A 16,972-nucleotide genomic window follows, 5' to 3' on the forward strand; every position below is an offset into this window, starting at 1 on the left:
TTGTTCGTGAGCTGCGAACCCTGTGCGGCCATCACGGCCGGGCTCGTGTAGTTTTCCGACGCGATCAGCTCGATGTGGTCTTCCTGGCGGCGGTTCTCGTCCTGAATGGCAGTCCAGAGTTCCGGATCGACGTTGGCGACGGTGCTGGTAGTGCGATTGAACATGATGATTGATCAAAAGAGAGTGATGGATTGACCCTGGTAGGCCGGACTTGCCCGGACCCGCGAAGTCGAGCGCCGGACCGGCGCTCGATGACGTCGACAACCATGCCGCCCCGCGACGCCGGCTGAACGGTGATTCGGCATTGCCATTCCAGCAGACGCAAATTCGTTCAGATAGAAGGATTACGACAATCCGCTAGGACACATCGCGCGGCGAACCGGCAAAAAAAATCGAAGGTCCGCATCGCTGCGGAACCTTCGACAGAACCTGCCGTTCCTGGGGGCTCGCGCCTGCCCTTCGGCTTCCCGCGAATATCGGGGCCTAAACCGCGGAGAAACAGTTGTCGACGAACAGATGGGTGCCGTTGACGAAGCTCGATTCGTCCGACGCCAGGAACAGTGCGGCCGCCGCCACTTCCGACGGCTCGCACAGCCGGCCTTGCTGCACTGCGATAGCCGCTTCGGTCGCGTCCACGCCCATCGCCTGCAGATCCCTCAGTTCGCGCATCCCGTGCGGGGTGCGGATGAACCCGGGCGCGAGCGCATTGCAGCGGATGCCGCGATCGCGGTATTCGACGGCGATCGCGCGCGCGAACATGTGGCATGCACCCTTGGTCGCGTCATACAGCACTTCGCCGGGCGTCGCGCAAACGGCCGAGATCGACGACGTGCAGACGATGCTGCCGCGCCCTTTTTCCAGCATCTGCGGCAGCACCGCCTGCGTCATCAGGAACATGCTCTTCACGTTCACGCCCATCAGCCAGTCCCATTCCGACTCCTCGATGTCGAGGAACGGTTTGACGATCAGCGTACCCGCGTGATTGAACAGGATGTCCGCGTTGCCGAACTGCTTGCAGGCCGCATCGACTGCGTTCCGCACGTCCGACTGCTTCGACACGTCGGCGCCGAGGCCGATCGCCTGCAAGCCGGCATCGCGCAGCCGCGACGCGAGCGTGTCGGCCGCGTCGCCGTCGCGGTCGATGATCGCCACCTTCGCCCCCTGCGCGGCGAACAGTTCCGATGCGGCGGCGCCGCACCCGCCCGCGCCGCCGCTCACGATGGCGACCTTGCCGGCCAGGCGCCCGTCGATCTTGACATTCATGAGTCGTTCTCCAGTCTGGTTCGTTCGGACCGCTCAGCTGAACAGCGTCCGAAGATGATCGTTGAGGAAATGGCCTTCAGGGTCCACGCTGCGGCGCAGTTCGCGGAACGCCTCGGCCTTCGGGAACCAGCGGTCCACGTCGTCGCGGTTCGTGAAGTGCAGCTTGCCCCAGTGCGGACGCGAGCCGTAGTCGCGCAGGATGTCGTCGACGTCCTTCAGGAACGGCCAGTAGTCGATGCCGTTCGGACCGCCCGAGCACGAAATCGTCACGCTGTCCTGATGATTGAACGGGCTGATCCACGCCGGATCGCCCTTCGTGAAGCGGTACTCGACCGGGAAGATGCAGTCGCGGTGCTTCGTGAGGATCAGCTCGCGCACGCGACGCAGCGCCTCCTTGCCGTGTTCGGCGGGCACCGCGTATTCGAGCTCGTGGAAGTTCGCGACGTAATGAATCGCGTAGACCTCGGAGCTGTACGCGATCTTCTCGTGCTCGCCTTCGTAGAACGTGCGCTCGTCGGTGATGTCCATCACCTTGATCTCGCACACGTCGTAGTCCTTCTTCGAATTCGACACCTTCGTGGTATCGGGCAGGCAGTACAGGTGACGGCTTTCGGACGTCGGGCACCAGAAGAACCCGAAATGGCGATGCTTCGCCGCGAGGTCGTCGTACTGTTCCATCAGCGCCTCGAAGTCCTCGCGCCACACGCGGTCGTGCAGCCAGAACGCGTCGGTCACCTGCAGCGTCAACTCCGACACCACGCCGAACAGGCCGAGGTTCACCTGGGTCGCGTGCAGCAGATCGAGGTCCTGCTGGTCGCTCACTTCCATGATCGAGCCGTCGGGGCGAACGATCCGCATCCCGACCACCTGCGACGACAGGTTGCCCAGCGTCGTCCCCGTGCCGTGCGTGCCGGTTGCGAGCGCACCGGCAATCGCCTGCGAATCGATGTCGCCCTGGTTGACGAGCGAGAAACCGATGTCCTTCAGATGACGCGTCACCGCATTGATCCGCGTGCCGGCCTTCACGGTGACGCGCTTGCGTCGCTCGTCGACCGCGACGATGCCCTGGTAGTCCTTCAGCGACAGCAGCAGGCCGCTCGTCGCGACGATCGGCGTGAACGAATGTCCCGATCCCGAGCATCGGACGTTCTTGCCCTGGCGCGTCGCGGCCTGCACCAGTTCGGCGATTTCCGCCTCGCTGGTCGGCGACGCCATGTGCGCGGCGACGCACGACTGATTGCCGACCCAGTTCCGCCAGAACCCGCCACGTGGAAGCTCCATCGACGTCTCTCCAGAAAAGTGCCGCCGGACCCGCGCCGGCAGCCGTGTTCGGTTCGTCCGGCAACGAAGCGGGATGCTCCCGGTGCCGGCGCGATGCGTTGTGTTCCGTTCATGCCAAAGGTATTGCGCCGGCCGGCTTTTCACTATCGGATTTCGGCAAGCGAGGGTTTTCTCCGGGAATCGGGCCGCCGGGGTTTTTGACCGGCGCGCGCAGCGGCTACAATGCGTCGATCCGGCCCGCCCCTTCCCGACTCCGATGACGCCGTCCGCCGATCCGAGCGATTTTTCCGGCGCCCCGCCGTTCGCACGCGCGGTGGCGTTCTGCGCGTTCACCGACGTGGAGGAACAGGCGCGGATCTTCGACGGCTGGCATCTCAACTACACGCAGATCTCGGGCGGCCGGTTTCATGGTTCGTCGTCCATCGTGTCGCTCGGCGGCATCCGGCTCCTGGTCGAAGACCTCGACAAGGTGATCCTGCAGCAGGGCGCGGTGCCGTCGGACCGCATCGCGGTGGCCGTGCCGCTGGAACTCGAAGGCCATGCGCGCATGTGCGGCGAGAAGAGCGGGCGCGACAGCCTCCATGTGTTTTCCAGCCAGCCGGTGTTCGAGTTCTATTCGCCCGACCGGCACGTGCTCGTGAACGTCGAGATCGAGCCCGACAAGCTGTCGACGGAGGCGATGCGCACGCTCGCCGCGTCGCTGCGCGCGCGCACCTTCGCGCCGCTGATCCCGATGACGCCCCAGGTCGCGGACCGCCTGCGCGACCTGCTGCGCCACACGATGGCCGCGGCCGCGAAGAGCACGCCGATCGAGGACGTGACGACGCAGGCGCGGATCGAATTGCTCGAACGGACCGTGCTGTATGCGATTTCAGAAGCAATGACGATGCCCGCGCCGGATGCGAACGCCCTCGCGACGCGGCCGACGAAGTACTGGTCGCTCGTCAACGCGGTGCAGGCGCGGCTGCAGGATGCGTCCACGTGCCCGCTGTCGATCGCCGAACTGTGCGTGCAGCTCGGCATCAGCCGGCGTACCGCGCAGTACGCGTTCAACGACACGCTCAACCTGAATCCGATCGCGTACCTGCGCGCGGTCCGGTTGAATCACGTTCGCCGCGAGCTGCGGCTCGGCGGGTCCGTGACGTCGGCCGCGACGAAGTGGGGCTTCTGGCACCTGAGCAGTTTTGCGCAGGACTACCGCGCGATGTTCGGCGAGTTGCCGTCGGCGACGGCGAGGCGCTACGCGCACCGGGAAGGCTGAGCGTCGATCGCGTGAAGCATGACGCGGCTTCGCGTTGCCCGCGCGTGAGCCGAACTTCGATGAAGAAAGCCGCGGCCGAACGTGCGCCGCGGCAGGTTGAAAGCAGGCCGCCGCCGCAGTCGAGCGGCCGGCCCCCACGGCACCGGCTGCCCTCCCGCGCGCGACCTCTCTACACCGTCACTCCTGCTGTTCCTGCTGCGCCTGCACCTGTCGCTGCTGGATGAACTGCCGCACGTCGCTCATCGTCACGCGACCGGTGTGTTTCGCATCGATCTCGTCGAAGTGCTTCGCGACGAACCCGAGCCCGCCGCTCTGCGCCTGCGCTTTCGTCACCGCCGCGCCGTTGCTCAGTACCGTGTTGCCGCCGAGCCGGGCATCGACGCGCTTCTGCGCCTGCTGCTGCAGCGTCGCGCCGGTCGACGGCAATACCGGTGCCACGCGGGTCGAAGGAAAGAACGGGCCGTCGACGCCGTGCCCACCGCGCGGCAGCTTCACCGGCGCCACTGCCTGCGGCGGCAATGCGTGGGCGCTGCTCATCACGGCACCGAGGACGATCAACGGGGACATGCGTCGCATCAAGTTGATTAGGGACATGATCACTCGCATTCGATGGATGAATAGAGGGTTCCTTTTCGCAAGGAGTCCGTTGTTTACGGTGCCGCTGCCAGCGTCGTCGCGGTGGTCGCGCCCGGCGAGGCGCCGGTCGGCGTGCCGGCCGGGTTCTCGTCCGGCCACGGCGGCGGCAGCGTGTGCAGCGTCAGCGCGGTCGGAATCCGCCGGCCCTGATAGAAGAGCTTCAGGTCGCGCTTCATCTGCGGACGGGCCACGTCATCCAGATACGTCATGTGCCCGCCCTGGAAGAAGTTCACCTGCAGCTTCGGGTTCAGCCCCTTCACCGTCTGCAGCCGCGCGAGTTGCTTCTCGGTGTTGAAGAACGGCGTCGCCAGGTCGTGGAGGCCGTTCTCCGCGAGCACCCGGAGCTTCGGATTGAGCTGCAGCGCGCCCAGCAGATCGGGGATCGTGTCGGGCATCGGCTGGCCGTCATGCGAGAAGTCCCACACCTGGATGATGTTGTCGTTCAGCGGCAGGTAGGTCGCGTTCGGCGCGGTGTAGCCGAGGTAGTCGGGCATCTGCGTCGCGAGCGCGTTGGTGAACGGCTGCGAGATCAGGATGTCCGACGGATCGCCGTCCGTTTGCAGCCGCGGGTCGGCATTCGGCAACGACACGCGTCCGTCGTAGCGGCCGATCGTCGTGCCGGGCACCAGGTTCGTGCCGAACGGATTCGCGTTGAAGTAGTCGCGCAGCGCGTGCTGCGTGAGGCTCGACGGCAACGACCACAGCGTCAGCGTCGCATCGCTCGGGAACACCGGCGTGCCGAGCGCGTCCGGAATGCCGAGCTGGCTCAGCACCCACGACTGCGAGTACTGCTGCAGCTGGTTGTAGATCAGCGTCGTGAACAACTCGGTCTGCAGCGCATACAGATAGGGATTGACCGGCGCCGGCGACACCTGGTTGAAGTACGCCGCGACCGCCGCATAGCCGGGCAGGTAGCCGGCCACGGTATCGGTCTCGAGCAGCAGCCCCTCGGTCGACTGCGTGATCGCGACCGCTTCCACCGCATCGGCGAAGTAGTTCAGGATCGCCGACTGCAGCACGATCCCCGTCAGGTGCACGCCGGCCGATTCGAGCGCCAGCGCGAGCATGTCGGTACGCGGCGTGCCGTACGATTCGCCGTACAGGTAGATCGGCGACGTGCCGCGGTTGTTGACGTTCAGGTAGCGCTGGATGAAGTCGCGCATGATGTTGACGTCCGCATCCGAACCCCAGTACTTCTGGTTGGTGTTCGGCAGCACGGCTTCCGACAGCCCGGTGCCCGGCGGGTCGATGAACACGAGGTCGGTCGTGTCGATCAGGCTTTCCGCGTTGTCGACGAGCGGATAGTTCGGCCAGTTGCTGCCGAACAGCGGATCGGGCGTGGCGACGCGCGTCGGCGCGAACGAGCCGAGCCGCAGCCAGATCGACGACGACCCCGGGCCGCCGTTGTAGACGAACGTGACGGGGCGCGGCTTGCCGTTCGTGCTCGGCACCGTGTACGCGACGTACGACATCGACGCTTCCGCGTTGCCGTTCGCGTCCTGCGCGGTCAGGTGGCCGGTGGTCGTCGTGTAGCTGACCGTCGTGCCGCCGGATTGCCACTGGTAATGCATCACCGCCGCCTTCTCCGAGACCTGCGCGGCCGCGAGGCCGTCGGTCGCGTTCATCGAATAGGCGACGGGGTCGACGTAAGGCTGGTTCGCCGCCGGCGTCTGGCTGCCGGCCGCCTGTTGCGCGCCGGCCTGCTGGCTGGCGGTGGCCTGCGCGAGACTCGATGCGCCGACCGACGACGAATCGTCGCCGCCGCAGCCCGCAAGCATCATCGTCACGACGGTCAATGCGCCTAGCCCGGCCAGCCGGCCGCGACGTGCGCGGCGGCTGCCGGTAATGCTCCGGTCTGGTTTCATGCCTCGATCCTTGTGTTGGGTCGGATACCGCTTCACACAGGCCGCCATCGCCGGCGAAAAACGCGCAGGCATACCCGCCACTCGCGTTGCACGGTCGGCAGACGGCGGTTGGGGAATGGACTTCTTCGAGAGACTGAACTTGATACAGACACAGCAAACTGCTGGCGGAGAATGATACGGGAACGCCGCCCCCTGGCAGTTTCGACGACTTATCGTATTACCAATATTTACGACATGACAAAAATAGGCGGTGCTGCGCCGCGTTGTCAAAGATCATTCCGATATTAAAAAATCTCTTATGATGCGAACGGCGGTCAGTGTCTGGTATTTGAAAGAAAAACGATTTTTCGAACCGGACACGTTGCGTGAATCATTTTTCCTGAAATGCCGTCCGTTTTGCGCAGATCTCGTAGCGCTTGGCTAGTATTGGAATCGCGCGCAAAAGCCCTTCAAATCGACAGGATTTTTCTTTCATTTTAATTATCCGAATTCGATTAGAGCGAATCATTGAATAAAGCCCGCCATCATCCATAAAATACCGATTCAGACTATTTGCATGAGGCACGGAGGAATTATTTACTCGGTGTCGGAATAAAACCATCGGATGCGCTGAACGGCATTGATGCGTAATACGCGGGTATTCGCAACGAAGAAGCGATCATTCGCGCCGTGCATTCCGGATCGGATTGCGGCGATCGAGAATCGGGCACGTGATGCGTGGAGGAGAGAGAGACCGGTGAGCGAGCGACAGCGCATGACATGACTTGCGCGCCGCCGCCGACTCAAGCGACGACGTGCGGCAGCGCCGCACGCCGTACTTCAGAGGTTCGACGTGGAGGAGATCAGCGCCCGCCGCCCGGCAGCGCGATATCGATCAGCACCGGATCGTGGTCCGACGAACGATACGCATCCGGCGCGTAGAAGGTCTTCTGCTGCTCGGCCGACTTGTACGCGAGCGTGTACTGCAGCGCGAGCGGCTCGTCCGCGTTGATGTGCCATTCGTGCACGGCCTTCACGTGCGATGCGAGCGGCAGCGACGCGAGCGCGTGATCGAGGTAGCCGGCTTCGCCGTTGTACACGTAGCTGTACGCATTGGCGCCGATCCAGCGCGACACGAGGTTGCGGTAGCCGCGCGATTCGAGCAGGCGGATCGGGTCTTCGTACGTGTAGCTGTTGAAGTCGCCGATCAGCAGCGTGCCCTGCCCCGCGACGCCCGTCGGCGTGCCGGCGAGCCAGTCGGCCAGCTTCGCGGCCGCGCGCGTGCGCGTCGGGTTCCAGCAGCCCTGGCCGTCGCCCTGGTCGAGATCGTCGTTCGCCGCGTCCGGGCAGTTCTTCGACTTCAGATGGTTGACCGCGATCGTCAGCGCCTGCTTGCCGCCGATCCGGCGGAACGACTGCGCGAGCGGCTGGCGGTTCTTGTCGTCGATCGCGAGCGTCGACGCGCGGCCGACGGGTTCGACCGTGCGGCTGTCGTAGATCATCGCGACCGCGATGGCGTCGCCGCCGAGGCGCGACGTGCCCGGGTCGACCACGCGCCAGTGGCTGCCGAGCTTCGCCGCGAGCTGGCGCACCGCGCTCAGTTCGCCGTAACCGTTGTTCTGGATTTCCATCAGGCCGATCACGTCGGCGTCGAGCGCCTTCAGCGCGCTGACGATCTTCGCTTCCTGGCGCTGGAATTCCGGGTAGCTCTTCGCGCCGCGGTTGTTCGGATCGTCGAAGCCGCCGCCGAGACCGTTGCCGTTGAAGTAGTTGAGGACGTTGAACGACGCGACGCGCAGGTTCGATTTCGGATCGCGCGCCGGGGCGTTGGCGCGCGGGTTCGAACGCGTGTCGAACGCCGGCGCGGCCGCGCCGGGCAGCGGCTGCACGCGCCATGCGCCATAACGCACCTCGAGCACGCCTTCGACGTCGCGCACGGTGTAGCCCGAGCGCAGCGTGTTGGCGGCCGACAGTTCGGGCGCCGGGTAAGGCACGGTCGCCGGGTTCTGCTTGTTCGAGCCGTCGTCGAGGATCAGCCGGTTGCGTGCGTTCGCATCGATCTGCGTCTGCGCCTGCGACGGCGGCACCACGCTCGTCGGCGTGTGCAGGCGGCCGTTGCTCAGCATCACGCTGCCGTAGCGGCCGAGCTCGTAGTTGTCGGTGACGGTGAGCGTCTGCGGCAGGCGCACGCGCATCCCTTCGTACGCGGCGAACGCGTTCGGGTTGTCGACCGGCAGCGTGAGCGTCGCGGGCGTGACCGTCTGGCCGTTCGCGCACACCGCGATCGCGCCCGACAGCGTCAGCTGCGTCTGCCCGTATTTTTCCTCGACCTTGCCGCTCACGTGCACGAGATCGCCGGCCTTCGCGCGCGCTTTCGGCGCATAGACGAACAGCCCTTCGGACACGCCCGGCTGGTTGCGGCGCTGCGCGTCGGCCTGCTGGACGAAGAAGCCGCCGAAGCCGTCCGTGCCGCCGAAATCGGCGGTGACGACCGCTTCGATCGACACGTTCTGGCCAGCCAGCGGCGACGGCGCGCCCGGCCCCTGGATGTCGGCGATCGGCGTCGTGCTGCCGCCGCAGTTCGGGCTGACGGGGGCGGCAGTGGCGGCGAAGACCGGTGCGGCAAGCGTGGGAAGCAGCAATAGCGGGGCAAACAGGCGGATTGTCGAGCGCATGACGGGGAATCCCGGTTGTGAGGATGGCGAAAGCTTAGCGGCGCTCGATGACAGTTGTTAGTAACCGGAAGACAGATGAACGTAATCTTCGACACCGCTGCGCGATGGCGATCGACCGGGCGCCCGCGGTCGAAAAGCGGGAAATCGCCTGACGAATCCCGTCCCCTGTTGCGACGATTTCCCGATGCCGGCTTCGCCCCGCCAACCGTGGAGCTAAACCGTCCCCGGCAACGCGCTCGACACGAGCACGGCAGCCACCATCAGCACGCCGGCCAGCACGACCGCCTCGATCCGCAGCACCGCGCCGAACCGGCGCAACAGGCCGGCCGGCGTCGCAGCGTCCGGGTCCTTCAGCGCCGCCAGCAGCTTCGGCATCTCGAAGAACCGGTTGTGCCCGCCGAGCGCCGCCGCGATCAGCACGAGCGCGAGCTTGAACAGCAGGATCTGTCCGTACGTCGACGCAAGCAGGTTCGCGGGCGTATCGACACCGCGCCAGCCGTTGTAGGCGCCGGTCGCGAACAGCACGATCAACGCATACGTCGACGCATCGGACAGCGACTGCACGAACGAAGCGCCGGTCGCGCGTTCGCTCGCGGGTATGCCGGCAAGACGCGGCATCACGCCGAACGCAGTCACGAACACGAGCCCGACCCACGCGCTGATCGCCAGCAGATGCAGCCAGTCGACCCACACCGGCACGCTGAACAGCCCCGCGTCGACCGGATGCCCGCCGTTGCTGCGCGAGAGTGCGATTCCCGCGAGCGCGGCCCACATCGCGAACGGAAAGCGCATGTCGTTCGCATCCCGAAGCAATGACAGCAGCACGACGACCGCCGTGAACACCGCACTGGCCAGCCACGCGTGGCCGAAGCCGGTGCCGGCGAGCATCGAGCGGACGGCCGGCCCGGCGTCCAGCATCGACACGTCGCTCATCAGCGCGCAGTGCGCCCAGAACGCGGTGATGCTCGCGAGCAGCGACACGACGGACGCGATGCGCAGCGTCGCGACGAGACGCCGCGCGATGCCTTGCTGCCACGCCGACTCGCCGCGCGCGAGCCAGTGGCTGCCGAGCAGCGCGCCGACGACGACGGCGAGTCCGGTGTTCTGGATCGCCACCGACACGAGCCTCAGGAGGCCGACGAAGCCCTCGTTCACCCCTTCACCCTGAACGTATAGGTACCCTTGGTGCGATGCGCGTCGGCCGTCATCGCCACCCACTGCACCGTGTACGCGCCGGGCGCGAGCTTCGGGATCGCGACGGTCATCACGCGCGGGTTCGACGCATCGACTTTCGCCTTTTCGTGCGCGACGGCGTTGCCGCTCGCGTCAGACACCTTCACCAAGCTGAACGCCGGTTCGAGGTCTTCGTTGAACGCCAGCCGCAACGTGTCGGGCGCGATATCGACCGTGCTGCCCGTCACCGGTGCGGCGCTTTCCAGCTTGCCGTGCGCGAATGCCGCGGCCGGCACGGCGGCGGCGATCGCGCCGGCCGCGGCGAGGGCGGCCAGCCGCCCGAGAGTGATGATCTTCATGGTCATCCCCGTCATCACGGTTTCTTCAGCTCGACGACGGTCAGCGCGCCGCTCACGTCCTCGGCGACGAAGTCGACCTTGTCGCCCACCTTCACCTGCGACAGCATCGCCGGATCCTTGACCTTGAACACCATCGTCATCGCATCCATCCCGAGGTTGTCCAGCGGACCGTGCTTGATCGTCAGCTTGCCGGTGCCCGCATCGATCTTGCGGATCTCGCCGTGCGACATCCCGCGCTTCGCGTCGGCGCCCTGCATCGCGCCGCCGCTCATGTCCATGCCGGCCATGTCGCCAGCCGCGTACGACGCGGCGGAAAACGCCAGCATGCAACCCGTTGCAATCGAAACCAGTCCCTTCTTCATCGTGCGTGCTCCTGAGTGAATGAAACGAAAACCGGCGGCCGCATCGTCGTGGCCGCCGCATGCGGCCTGCCGCTCAACCGTCCGGCAATTCGCCGGTGTATTCGTACGCGACGGTGCCCTTCGGATGCCGGAACCAGCCCGGATCGCGATAGTCGCTGCGGCCGAGCCCCTGCCGCACCTTGCAGACCGTGAACATGCCGCCCATCTCCAGCGGCCCGAACGGGCCGGTGCCCGTCATCATCGGCAGCGTGTTGTCGGGCAGCGGCATCTCCATGCCGCCCATCGCGCCGCCGGTGCTGCCCATCGCCATGTAGTCGGGCACGAGCTTGCCGATCTTCTGCGCGAGATCCTTCTGCGGCACGCCGATCAGGTTCGGCACCTGGTGACCCATCGCGTTCATCGTGTGATGCGACTTGTGGCAATGGAACGCCCAGTCGCCCGGACGATCGGCGGTGAACTCGATCGCGCGCATCTGGCCGACCGCGACGTCGGCCGTCACCTCCGGCCAGCGCGCCGCCGGCGGAATCCAGCCGCCGTCGGTGCCGGCCACCTCGAAGCTGTAGCCGTGCAGGTGGATCGGATGGTTCGTCATCGTCAGGTTCCCGAAACGAATCCGCACGCGGTCGCCCGCCCGCACCGGCAGCGGGTCGATGCCCGGGAACACGCGCGAGTTGAACGTCCACATGTTGAAGTCCGTCATCTCGTTCACGCGCGGCGTGTAGCTGCCCGGATCGATGTCGTACGCGGCGAGCAGAAAGACGAAGTCGCGATCGACCGGCATCGTCGCGCGATCCTTCGGATGCACGATGAACATGCCCATCATCCCCATCGCCATCTGCACCATCTCGTCGGCGTGCGGGTGATACATGAACGTGCCGTGCGCCTCCAGCTGGAACTCGTAGACGAAGGTCTTGCCGGGCGGGATATGCGGCTGCGTGAGGCCGCCGACGCCGTCCATGCCGTTGGGCAGCCGCAGCCCGTGCCAGTGGATCGTCGTGTGCTCGGGCAAGCGGTTCGTCACGAAGATGCGGACCTTGTCGCCTTCGACGGCCTCGATCGTCGGGCCCGGCGACTGGCCGTTGTAGCCCCACAGGTTCGCGTTCATCCCGGGCGCCATCTCGCGCACGACGGGTTCGGCCGTCAGGTGGAACTCCTTCCAGCCGTTCTTCATGCGCCACGGCAGCGTCCAGCCGTTCAGCGTCGCGACGGGCGTGTACGGGCGGCCGTTGGGCGGCACGAGCGGCGGCTGCGTGCCGGCCTTCGCCATCGTGGGCGCTTCGGGCAGCGATGCCGCGCCGGCCTTGCTGACCATCGCCGCACCGAGCAGCGCGGCACCCGAGCCGCTGAGAAATTGTCGACGGGACACCATGTCAATGACCTTCCGGATGCGTTGCGGGCGCTGGTTGCGCCACGGGTGAAGAAGCCGGCCGCGACGCAGCGTCGGGCGTGGATGCGGCGGGAGCGTCCGCGCGCGGCGTTGGCTGTGTTGCTTGCCCAGTCGGCAGCCGGCCGCCGACGGCCGCCTGCAGATCGGTTTCGGCGAGCCAGTAGTCCTTCAGTGCATCGATGTAGCCGTTCACCGCGCCGACCTGCTCACGCGCATCGGCCAGCAGCTCGAACACGCTCGCGAGCATCCCGTTGTAACGCAGCAGCAACTCGTCCGAGATCGTCCTGCGCAGCGGCACGACTTCGTCGCGATAGTGCTTCGCGACGTCGTAGCGCGTCGTGTATGCCGCATACGATTCGCGCACTTCCGAGCGCGCGTTGATGGCCGTCTGCGCGAGCCGGTTCGCCGACTGCATGTAGACGGCCTCGGCCCGCGCGACCTTCGCGCCGCCCCAGTCGAACAGCGGAATCTCCACGCTGATCTCGTAGCCGTGCTCGTGCCCCTTGTCGGTCTCGTAGTTGTTCACGTAGCCGAGATCGACCGCGTTGACGAAGCGTGTCGCCTTGCTGAGCCCGAGCGACGACGCGACGCCCTGCGTCCGCAGCTTCGCGGCCTGGATGTCGAGGCGGTTGTGCATCGCATAGCGCTCGAGATCGGGCAGATCGGGCAGATCGGGGCGTGCCTTCGGCAGGTCGGGCAAGCGCTCGGGCAGCGCGTACCGCGTGCGCTCGCCCCACAACCCCATCGCGCGCGTGAGCTTCTCGCGCGCGGCCACGGCCTGCTGTTGCGCCTTCGCCTGCTGCGCGACCGCGTCCGCATGGAACGCCTGCTCGCGTGCGTAGTCGAGCCGGCTGGAATTGCCGGCCTGCCGCATGCGCTGCGCGAGTTCGGCGGCCGCGCTCGCAGCATCGCGCACCTGTTGCGCATAGTTCGCGGCCTGTTCGGCGGCGACGGCTTCGACATACGCACGGCGCGCGTCGGCCGCGACCTTCAGCATCGCGTCGGCGGTTTCGAGCTTGGTCTGCTCGAAGCGGCGGCGTTCGATGTTCGTCGCGAGCGGCAGCGTCAGCAGCGCGAACACGTTGGCCGAGAACGTACGGCCGAGACTCAGTTCGCCGTCGCCGGCCCGCGTGCGGCTGAACGAGAAGCGCGGGTTCGGCAGCCGGCCGGCCTGCACGAGATCGGCCTCCGACAGCCCGAGTTCCGCATACGACGCCTGCAGGCCGCGATTGTTCAGCAGCGCAAGTTGCACCGCGTCGTCCATCGACAGCGGTTTCGCGAGCAATTCCTTCGTCCGCTGGTCGACGGCTTCGCGGTCGGCGTCGGTCCTGACGATGACCGCGTCTTTCCCGATGCGCTCCGATGCGGCGGACGACACGGCGTCGAAGCCGCCGTCCTTCGAAAACGTCGTGCAGCCGGCGAGAAATGCCAGCGCGAGCACGGTCGCGCCGATTCGCGGTGAAATCGCAAATCGCGTCATTGCCCGGCCCCTCCGTGCGTCGAATGGGCTGCGCCGCCCGCCGGGTTTCCGGGCTTCGCGTGTCCGGTCGCGGGTCCCTTCGTGGGTGCCTTCACGGGCCGCTCCATCACGTCCCGGTTCAATTGCTTCCAGCCGGGGCCGGCGTCGTCGCGATACGGCACGTAGCCATCGAACGCGGACGTCGTCGTGACGTCCGGCACCGACGCTGCCGCATCGGCCGGATCGGGAAAGGCGGTTTGCGCGGGCGCGAGCGACGGCACGAGACTCGCCGCGCCAAGCAGCGCCGCAATGATCAATCGCATGGATGTTTCTCGTCGTGAGTCGTGAGTCGTGCGGCGGACGTCGTGCGTTCGCCGGCACCGTTTGTGGATCGCGGCCGGTGGCCGCGGGCAGGGACTAGACGGAAATCCGGCGCGGCGGCCTGTCGATGCCGCCGGTCAGGAACGACACGACGACGGTCGAAGGCGCGAAAGAGACGATCGCGGTACCGATGTCCGACGTAACGGGTACCGCAGGCACCGCCGCCATGCCCGTGCCGAAACAGCAGGATCCGCAGGCGGAACAAGGCGTCGCATGCCGCGAGTGGTTGTCGTGCTCATGCGGTTCGCCGTGCATGCGCTGCATTGCAGGCGACGCAGCGGGCACAGCGGCGCTCGCCCCAGGCTCCGCATGCGGCACCGCAGCGACCGCGCCCGCGCACTGCATCGACCCGGCCGCGAACGACTGGATCGGCACGCACAGCGCCAGCAGCACGACGAGGATGAATTTGCGCCAGTACGACATGGATGCGGAATCAGGCAGACAATGACCGGATGAACGGGAGCGGCACCGCGACGGCGCGCTCCGGACACAAGACGGCCGCAGCTTATCGCCGCCGGCGTGACGACGACATGGCCGAAACATGACCGGATTTTCATGAAGGGCGGCACGACATCGCACGCGCGCCGGATGACAATTCCGTCATCCGCCGGTCATCTTTCGCGCACGCGCGGCGCCGTAAGCTCACGCGTTACACTGACCGGCTGGAATCACCCACGGCCTGCACCACCATGCGGATACTGATAGTCGAAGACGAACCCAAGATGGCGTCGTACCTCCGCAAGGGGCTGACGGAGGCGAGCTACACCGTCGACGTCGCCGAGAACGGCCAGGACGGGCTGTTCCTCGCGCTGCACGAGGATTTCGATCTCGTCGTGCTCGACGTGATGCTGCCGGAACTGGACGGCTTCGAGGTACTCCGGCGCCTGCGCGCGCAGAAGCAGACGCCGGTGCTGCTGCTGACGGCCCGGGAGGCGATCGAGGACAAGGTCACGGGGCTCGAACTGGGCGCCGACGATTACCTGCTCAAGCCATTCGCGTATGCGGAGTTCCTCGCCCGCATCCGCTCGCTGCTGCGCCGTGCGCCGCGCAATGCGCGCGAGATCCTGCAGGTCGCCGATCTGGAAGTCGACCTGATCAAGCGCCGCGTGCGACGCGCCGACACCCGCATCGACCTGACCGCGCAGGAATTCGCGCTGCTGCAGCTGCTCGCGGAACGCGAGGGCGAGGTGCTGACGCGCACCTTCATCACGTCGCAGATCTGGGACATGAATTTCGACAGCGACACGAACGTCGTCGATGCGGCGATCAAGCGCCTGCGCGCGAAAATCGACAACGCGTACGAGAAGAAGCTGATCCACACGATCCGCGGCATGGGCTACGTGCTCGAGGATCGCGCGTGACCGGCGGCCCCGCCCCCTATTCGCTGCTCCGGCGCCTGACGCTCGCGTTCGCGGCCGTGGCCGCGCTCGTGTTCGCGCTGACCGGCGCGTACCTGTATCGCTCGCTGTCCGCCGAATTGACCCGGCGCGACGACATCGAGATCGCCGGCAAGCTCGACCAGTTCCTGCAGCTCGCGCGGGCGAGCGGCTCGACCGCCGCCCTGCGCGCCGACCCGGCCGTCTTCCATGAAGTGCTGCTGTCGCATCCGGGCGTCTATCTCGGCATCTACGACGGCGCGAACCGCCCGCTCGTCGAACACACCGACGCGGCCGGCCACACCCTCGCGTCAGTGATCGCGCGGCCGCAGCCGGCCGGTGCAGCGGGCGCGGCCGCCAGCCCGTTCACCTGCGCGCCGCCCGGCATCGGCCCGTCGCGCTGCGTGCGTGCACGCGCCACGCTGCCGTCGGGCGAAACCGTCCAGGTCGCGGTGGCGCGCACGGCGGCCGATCGCCAGTCGCTGCTCGAAAGCTATCGCGTCGACATCTGGCTCGCGGCCGCGCTCGGCGCGCTGCTGGTCGGCGCGCTCGGCTACGCGGTCGCGTCCCGCGGCCTGCGTCCGGTCGAGAGCCTCGGCCGGCAGACGTCGCGCATCGAGGCGCACAACCTCAACGCGCGTCTCGACGCACGCGGCGGCCCGGTCGAGTTGCGCGAGCTCGCCACCTCGGTCAACCGGATGCTCGACCGGCTCGAGCGCGCGTTCGTGCGGCTGTCGCAGTTCTCGTCCGACCTCGCGCACGACATGCGCACGCCGCTCGCGAACGTGATCAGCGCGTCGCAGGTCACGCTGTCGCGCACGCGCACCACCGAGGAATACGAAGCGCTGATCGATTCGAACATCGAGGAATGCGAACGGCTGCAGCGGATGATCGAGAACATGCTGTTTCTCGCGCGCACGGACAACGCGCGGCAGCACCTGAAGACCGCCGAACTCGACGCCGGCAACGAACTGCGCCGGCTCGCGTCGTATTTCCAGGCGCTGGCCGACGAGGCCGGCGTGCGGCTCGACGTGCGCGGCGAAGCGCCGGTCGCCGCGGACGCGACGCTGTTCCGCCGCGCCGTCAGCAACCTCGCGTCGAACGCGCTCGAACACGCGGAAGCCGGGTCGACGATCGAGCTGGCCGTCTCGACCCGGCCCGGCTTCGCGGTCGTCGAAGTCACGAACCGCGGCGTGGCGATTCCGCCCGAACAGATCGAGCGGATCTTCGAGCGCTTCTACCGGATCGATTCATCGCGGCACGGCGCGGCGCGCAACGCGGGGCTCGGGCTCGCGATCGTCAAGTCGATCGTCGAACTGCACCGCGGCAAGGTCGAGGTCGTGAGCCAGGGCGGACGCACGACGTTCGCGCTGTATTTCCCGGCCGGCGCTGCGTGACACGCGCGTGACGCCGCCGCGCGCGCACACCGATTGCTTCCTGGAATTGCATGTGCGTCCGTCGGAAGGCGGCTTACCATCCCGAATGAAGCGGCATGACCGCACACGCTTGCCGAAA

At 66.7% G+C, this 16,972-nt stretch carries 15 protein-coding genes and 1 pseudogene; 3 read left to right on the forward strand and 13 right to left on the reverse strand.

The annotated features are described in order from the left end of the window. The 3 genes and pseudogenes from glyA to DID98_RS12595 all read right to left on the reverse strand — a co-directional run. Window positions 1–164, reverse strand: a pseudogene (glyA, locus tag DID98_RS12585) (serine hydroxymethyltransferase); the annotation flags it as partial. Between the two features lie 319 nt (window positions 165–483). Next, window positions 484–1,263, reverse strand: coding sequence for an SDR family NAD(P)-dependent oxidoreductase (locus DID98_RS12590; protein ID WP_124520784.1), 780 nt, complete (start codon window positions 1,261–1,263; stop codon window positions 484–486). A gap of 33 nt (window positions 1,264–1,296) precedes the next feature. Then, window positions 1,297–2,544 carry a D-arabinono-1,4-lactone oxidase gene (locus DID98_RS12595; protein ID WP_124570799.1) on the reverse strand — a complete coding sequence of 416 codons (1,248 nt, stop codon included), beginning with the start codon at window positions 2,542–2,544 and terminating at the stop codon, window positions 1,297–1,299. Between the two features lie 256 nt (window positions 2,545–2,800). Here DID98_RS12595 and DID98_RS12600 point away from each other — a divergent pair, with 256 nt between their 5' ends. Further along, window positions 2,801–3,805 carry a helix-turn-helix domain-containing protein gene (locus tag DID98_RS12600; protein WP_124520788.1) on the forward strand — a complete coding sequence of 335 codons (1,005 nt, stop codon included), beginning with the start codon at window positions 2,801–2,803 and terminating at the stop codon, window positions 3,803–3,805. A 177-nt stretch (window positions 3,806–3,982) separates the two neighbouring features. Here DID98_RS12600 and DID98_RS12605 read toward each other — a convergent pair whose 3' ends face one another. The 10 genes from DID98_RS12605 to DID98_RS12655 all read right to left on the reverse strand — a co-directional run bounded on the left by DID98_RS12605 (window position 3,983) and on the right by DID98_RS12655 (window position 14,504). After that, on the reverse strand, window positions 3,983–4,411 hold the full coding sequence (locus DID98_RS12605; RefSeq protein ID WP_044848324.1) for a hypothetical protein: 429 nt from the start codon (window positions 4,409–4,411) through the stop codon (window positions 3,983–3,985). A gap of 44 nt (window positions 4,412–4,455) precedes the next feature. Beyond that, window positions 4,456–6,306, reverse strand: a complete 1,851-nt coding sequence (locus tag DID98_RS12610; protein ID WP_124570800.1) for a S10 family serine carboxypeptidase-like protein — start codon at window positions 6,304–6,306, stop codon at window positions 4,456–4,458. A gap of 842 nt (window positions 6,307–7,148) precedes the next feature. Further along, window positions 7,149–8,960 (reverse strand): ExeM/NucH family extracellular endonuclease, encoded by a 1,812-nt coding sequence (locus tag DID98_RS12620; RefSeq protein WP_124523399.1) that lies wholly within the window; start codon window positions 8,958–8,960, stop codon window positions 7,149–7,151. 213 nt (window positions 8,961–9,173) lie between these two features. Beyond that, entirely contained in the window at window positions 9,174–10,115 is a 942-nt protein-coding gene (locus DID98_RS12625) for a copper resistance D family protein (protein ID WP_124570801.1), read from the reverse strand. Beyond that, entirely contained in the window at window positions 10,112–10,492 is a 381-nt protein-coding gene (locus DID98_RS12630) for a copper resistance protein CopC (RefSeq protein WP_124570802.1), read from the reverse strand. Before DID98_RS12630 ends, DID98_RS12625 begins: the two co-directional genes overlap by 4 nt. 14 nt (window positions 10,493–10,506) lie before the next feature. After that, window positions 10,507–10,854, reverse strand: coding sequence for a copper-binding protein (locus DID98_RS12635; protein ID WP_124570803.1), 348 nt, complete (start codon window positions 10,852–10,854; stop codon window positions 10,507–10,509). 73 nt (window positions 10,855–10,927) lie between these two features. Beyond that, window positions 10,928–12,223 (reverse strand): multicopper oxidase family protein, encoded by a 1,296-nt coding sequence (locus DID98_RS12640; RefSeq protein ID WP_124570804.1) that lies wholly within the window; start codon window positions 12,221–12,223, stop codon window positions 10,928–10,930. A gap of 1 nt (window position 12,224) precedes the next feature. Then, complete coding sequence (locus DID98_RS12645; protein ID WP_124570805.1) at window positions 12,225–13,721, reverse strand: TolC family protein; 1,497 nt, start codon at window positions 13,719–13,721, stop codon at window positions 12,225–12,227. Continuing rightward, window positions 13,718–14,023 carry a hypothetical protein gene (locus DID98_RS12650; RefSeq protein ID WP_124570806.1) on the reverse strand — a complete coding sequence of 102 codons (306 nt, stop codon included), beginning with the start codon at window positions 14,021–14,023 and terminating at the stop codon, window positions 13,718–13,720. Before DID98_RS12650 ends, DID98_RS12645 begins: the two co-directional genes overlap by 4 nt. Before the next feature lie 94 nt (window positions 14,024–14,117). Continuing rightward, on the reverse strand, window positions 14,118–14,504 hold the full coding sequence (locus tag DID98_RS12655) for a hypothetical protein (protein ID WP_124570807.1): 387 nt from the start codon (window positions 14,502–14,504) through the stop codon (window positions 14,118–14,120). A gap of 266 nt (window positions 14,505–14,770) precedes the next feature. Between DID98_RS12655 and DID98_RS12660 the strand changes: the two genes are divergently transcribed. Together DID98_RS12660 and DID98_RS12665 are read left to right on the forward strand one after the other, a co-directional pair. Next, a complete protein-coding gene (locus tag DID98_RS12660; protein WP_044848315.1) occupies window positions 14,771–15,442 on the forward strand; it encodes a heavy metal response regulator transcription factor in 672 nt (223 codons plus the stop codon). Further along, complete coding sequence (locus tag DID98_RS12665; RefSeq protein WP_124570808.1) at window positions 15,439–16,854, forward strand: heavy metal sensor histidine kinase; 1,416 nt, start codon at window positions 15,439–15,441, stop codon at window positions 16,852–16,854. Before DID98_RS12660 ends, DID98_RS12665 begins: the two co-directional genes overlap by 4 nt. The last annotated feature ends 118 nt before the right edge of the window (window positions 16,855–16,972 follow it).

It is taken from the genome of Burkholderia sp. Bp8984 (assembly GCF_003853755.1).
Lineage (GTDB): Bacteria > Pseudomonadota > Gammaproteobacteria > Burkholderiales > Burkholderiaceae > Burkholderia.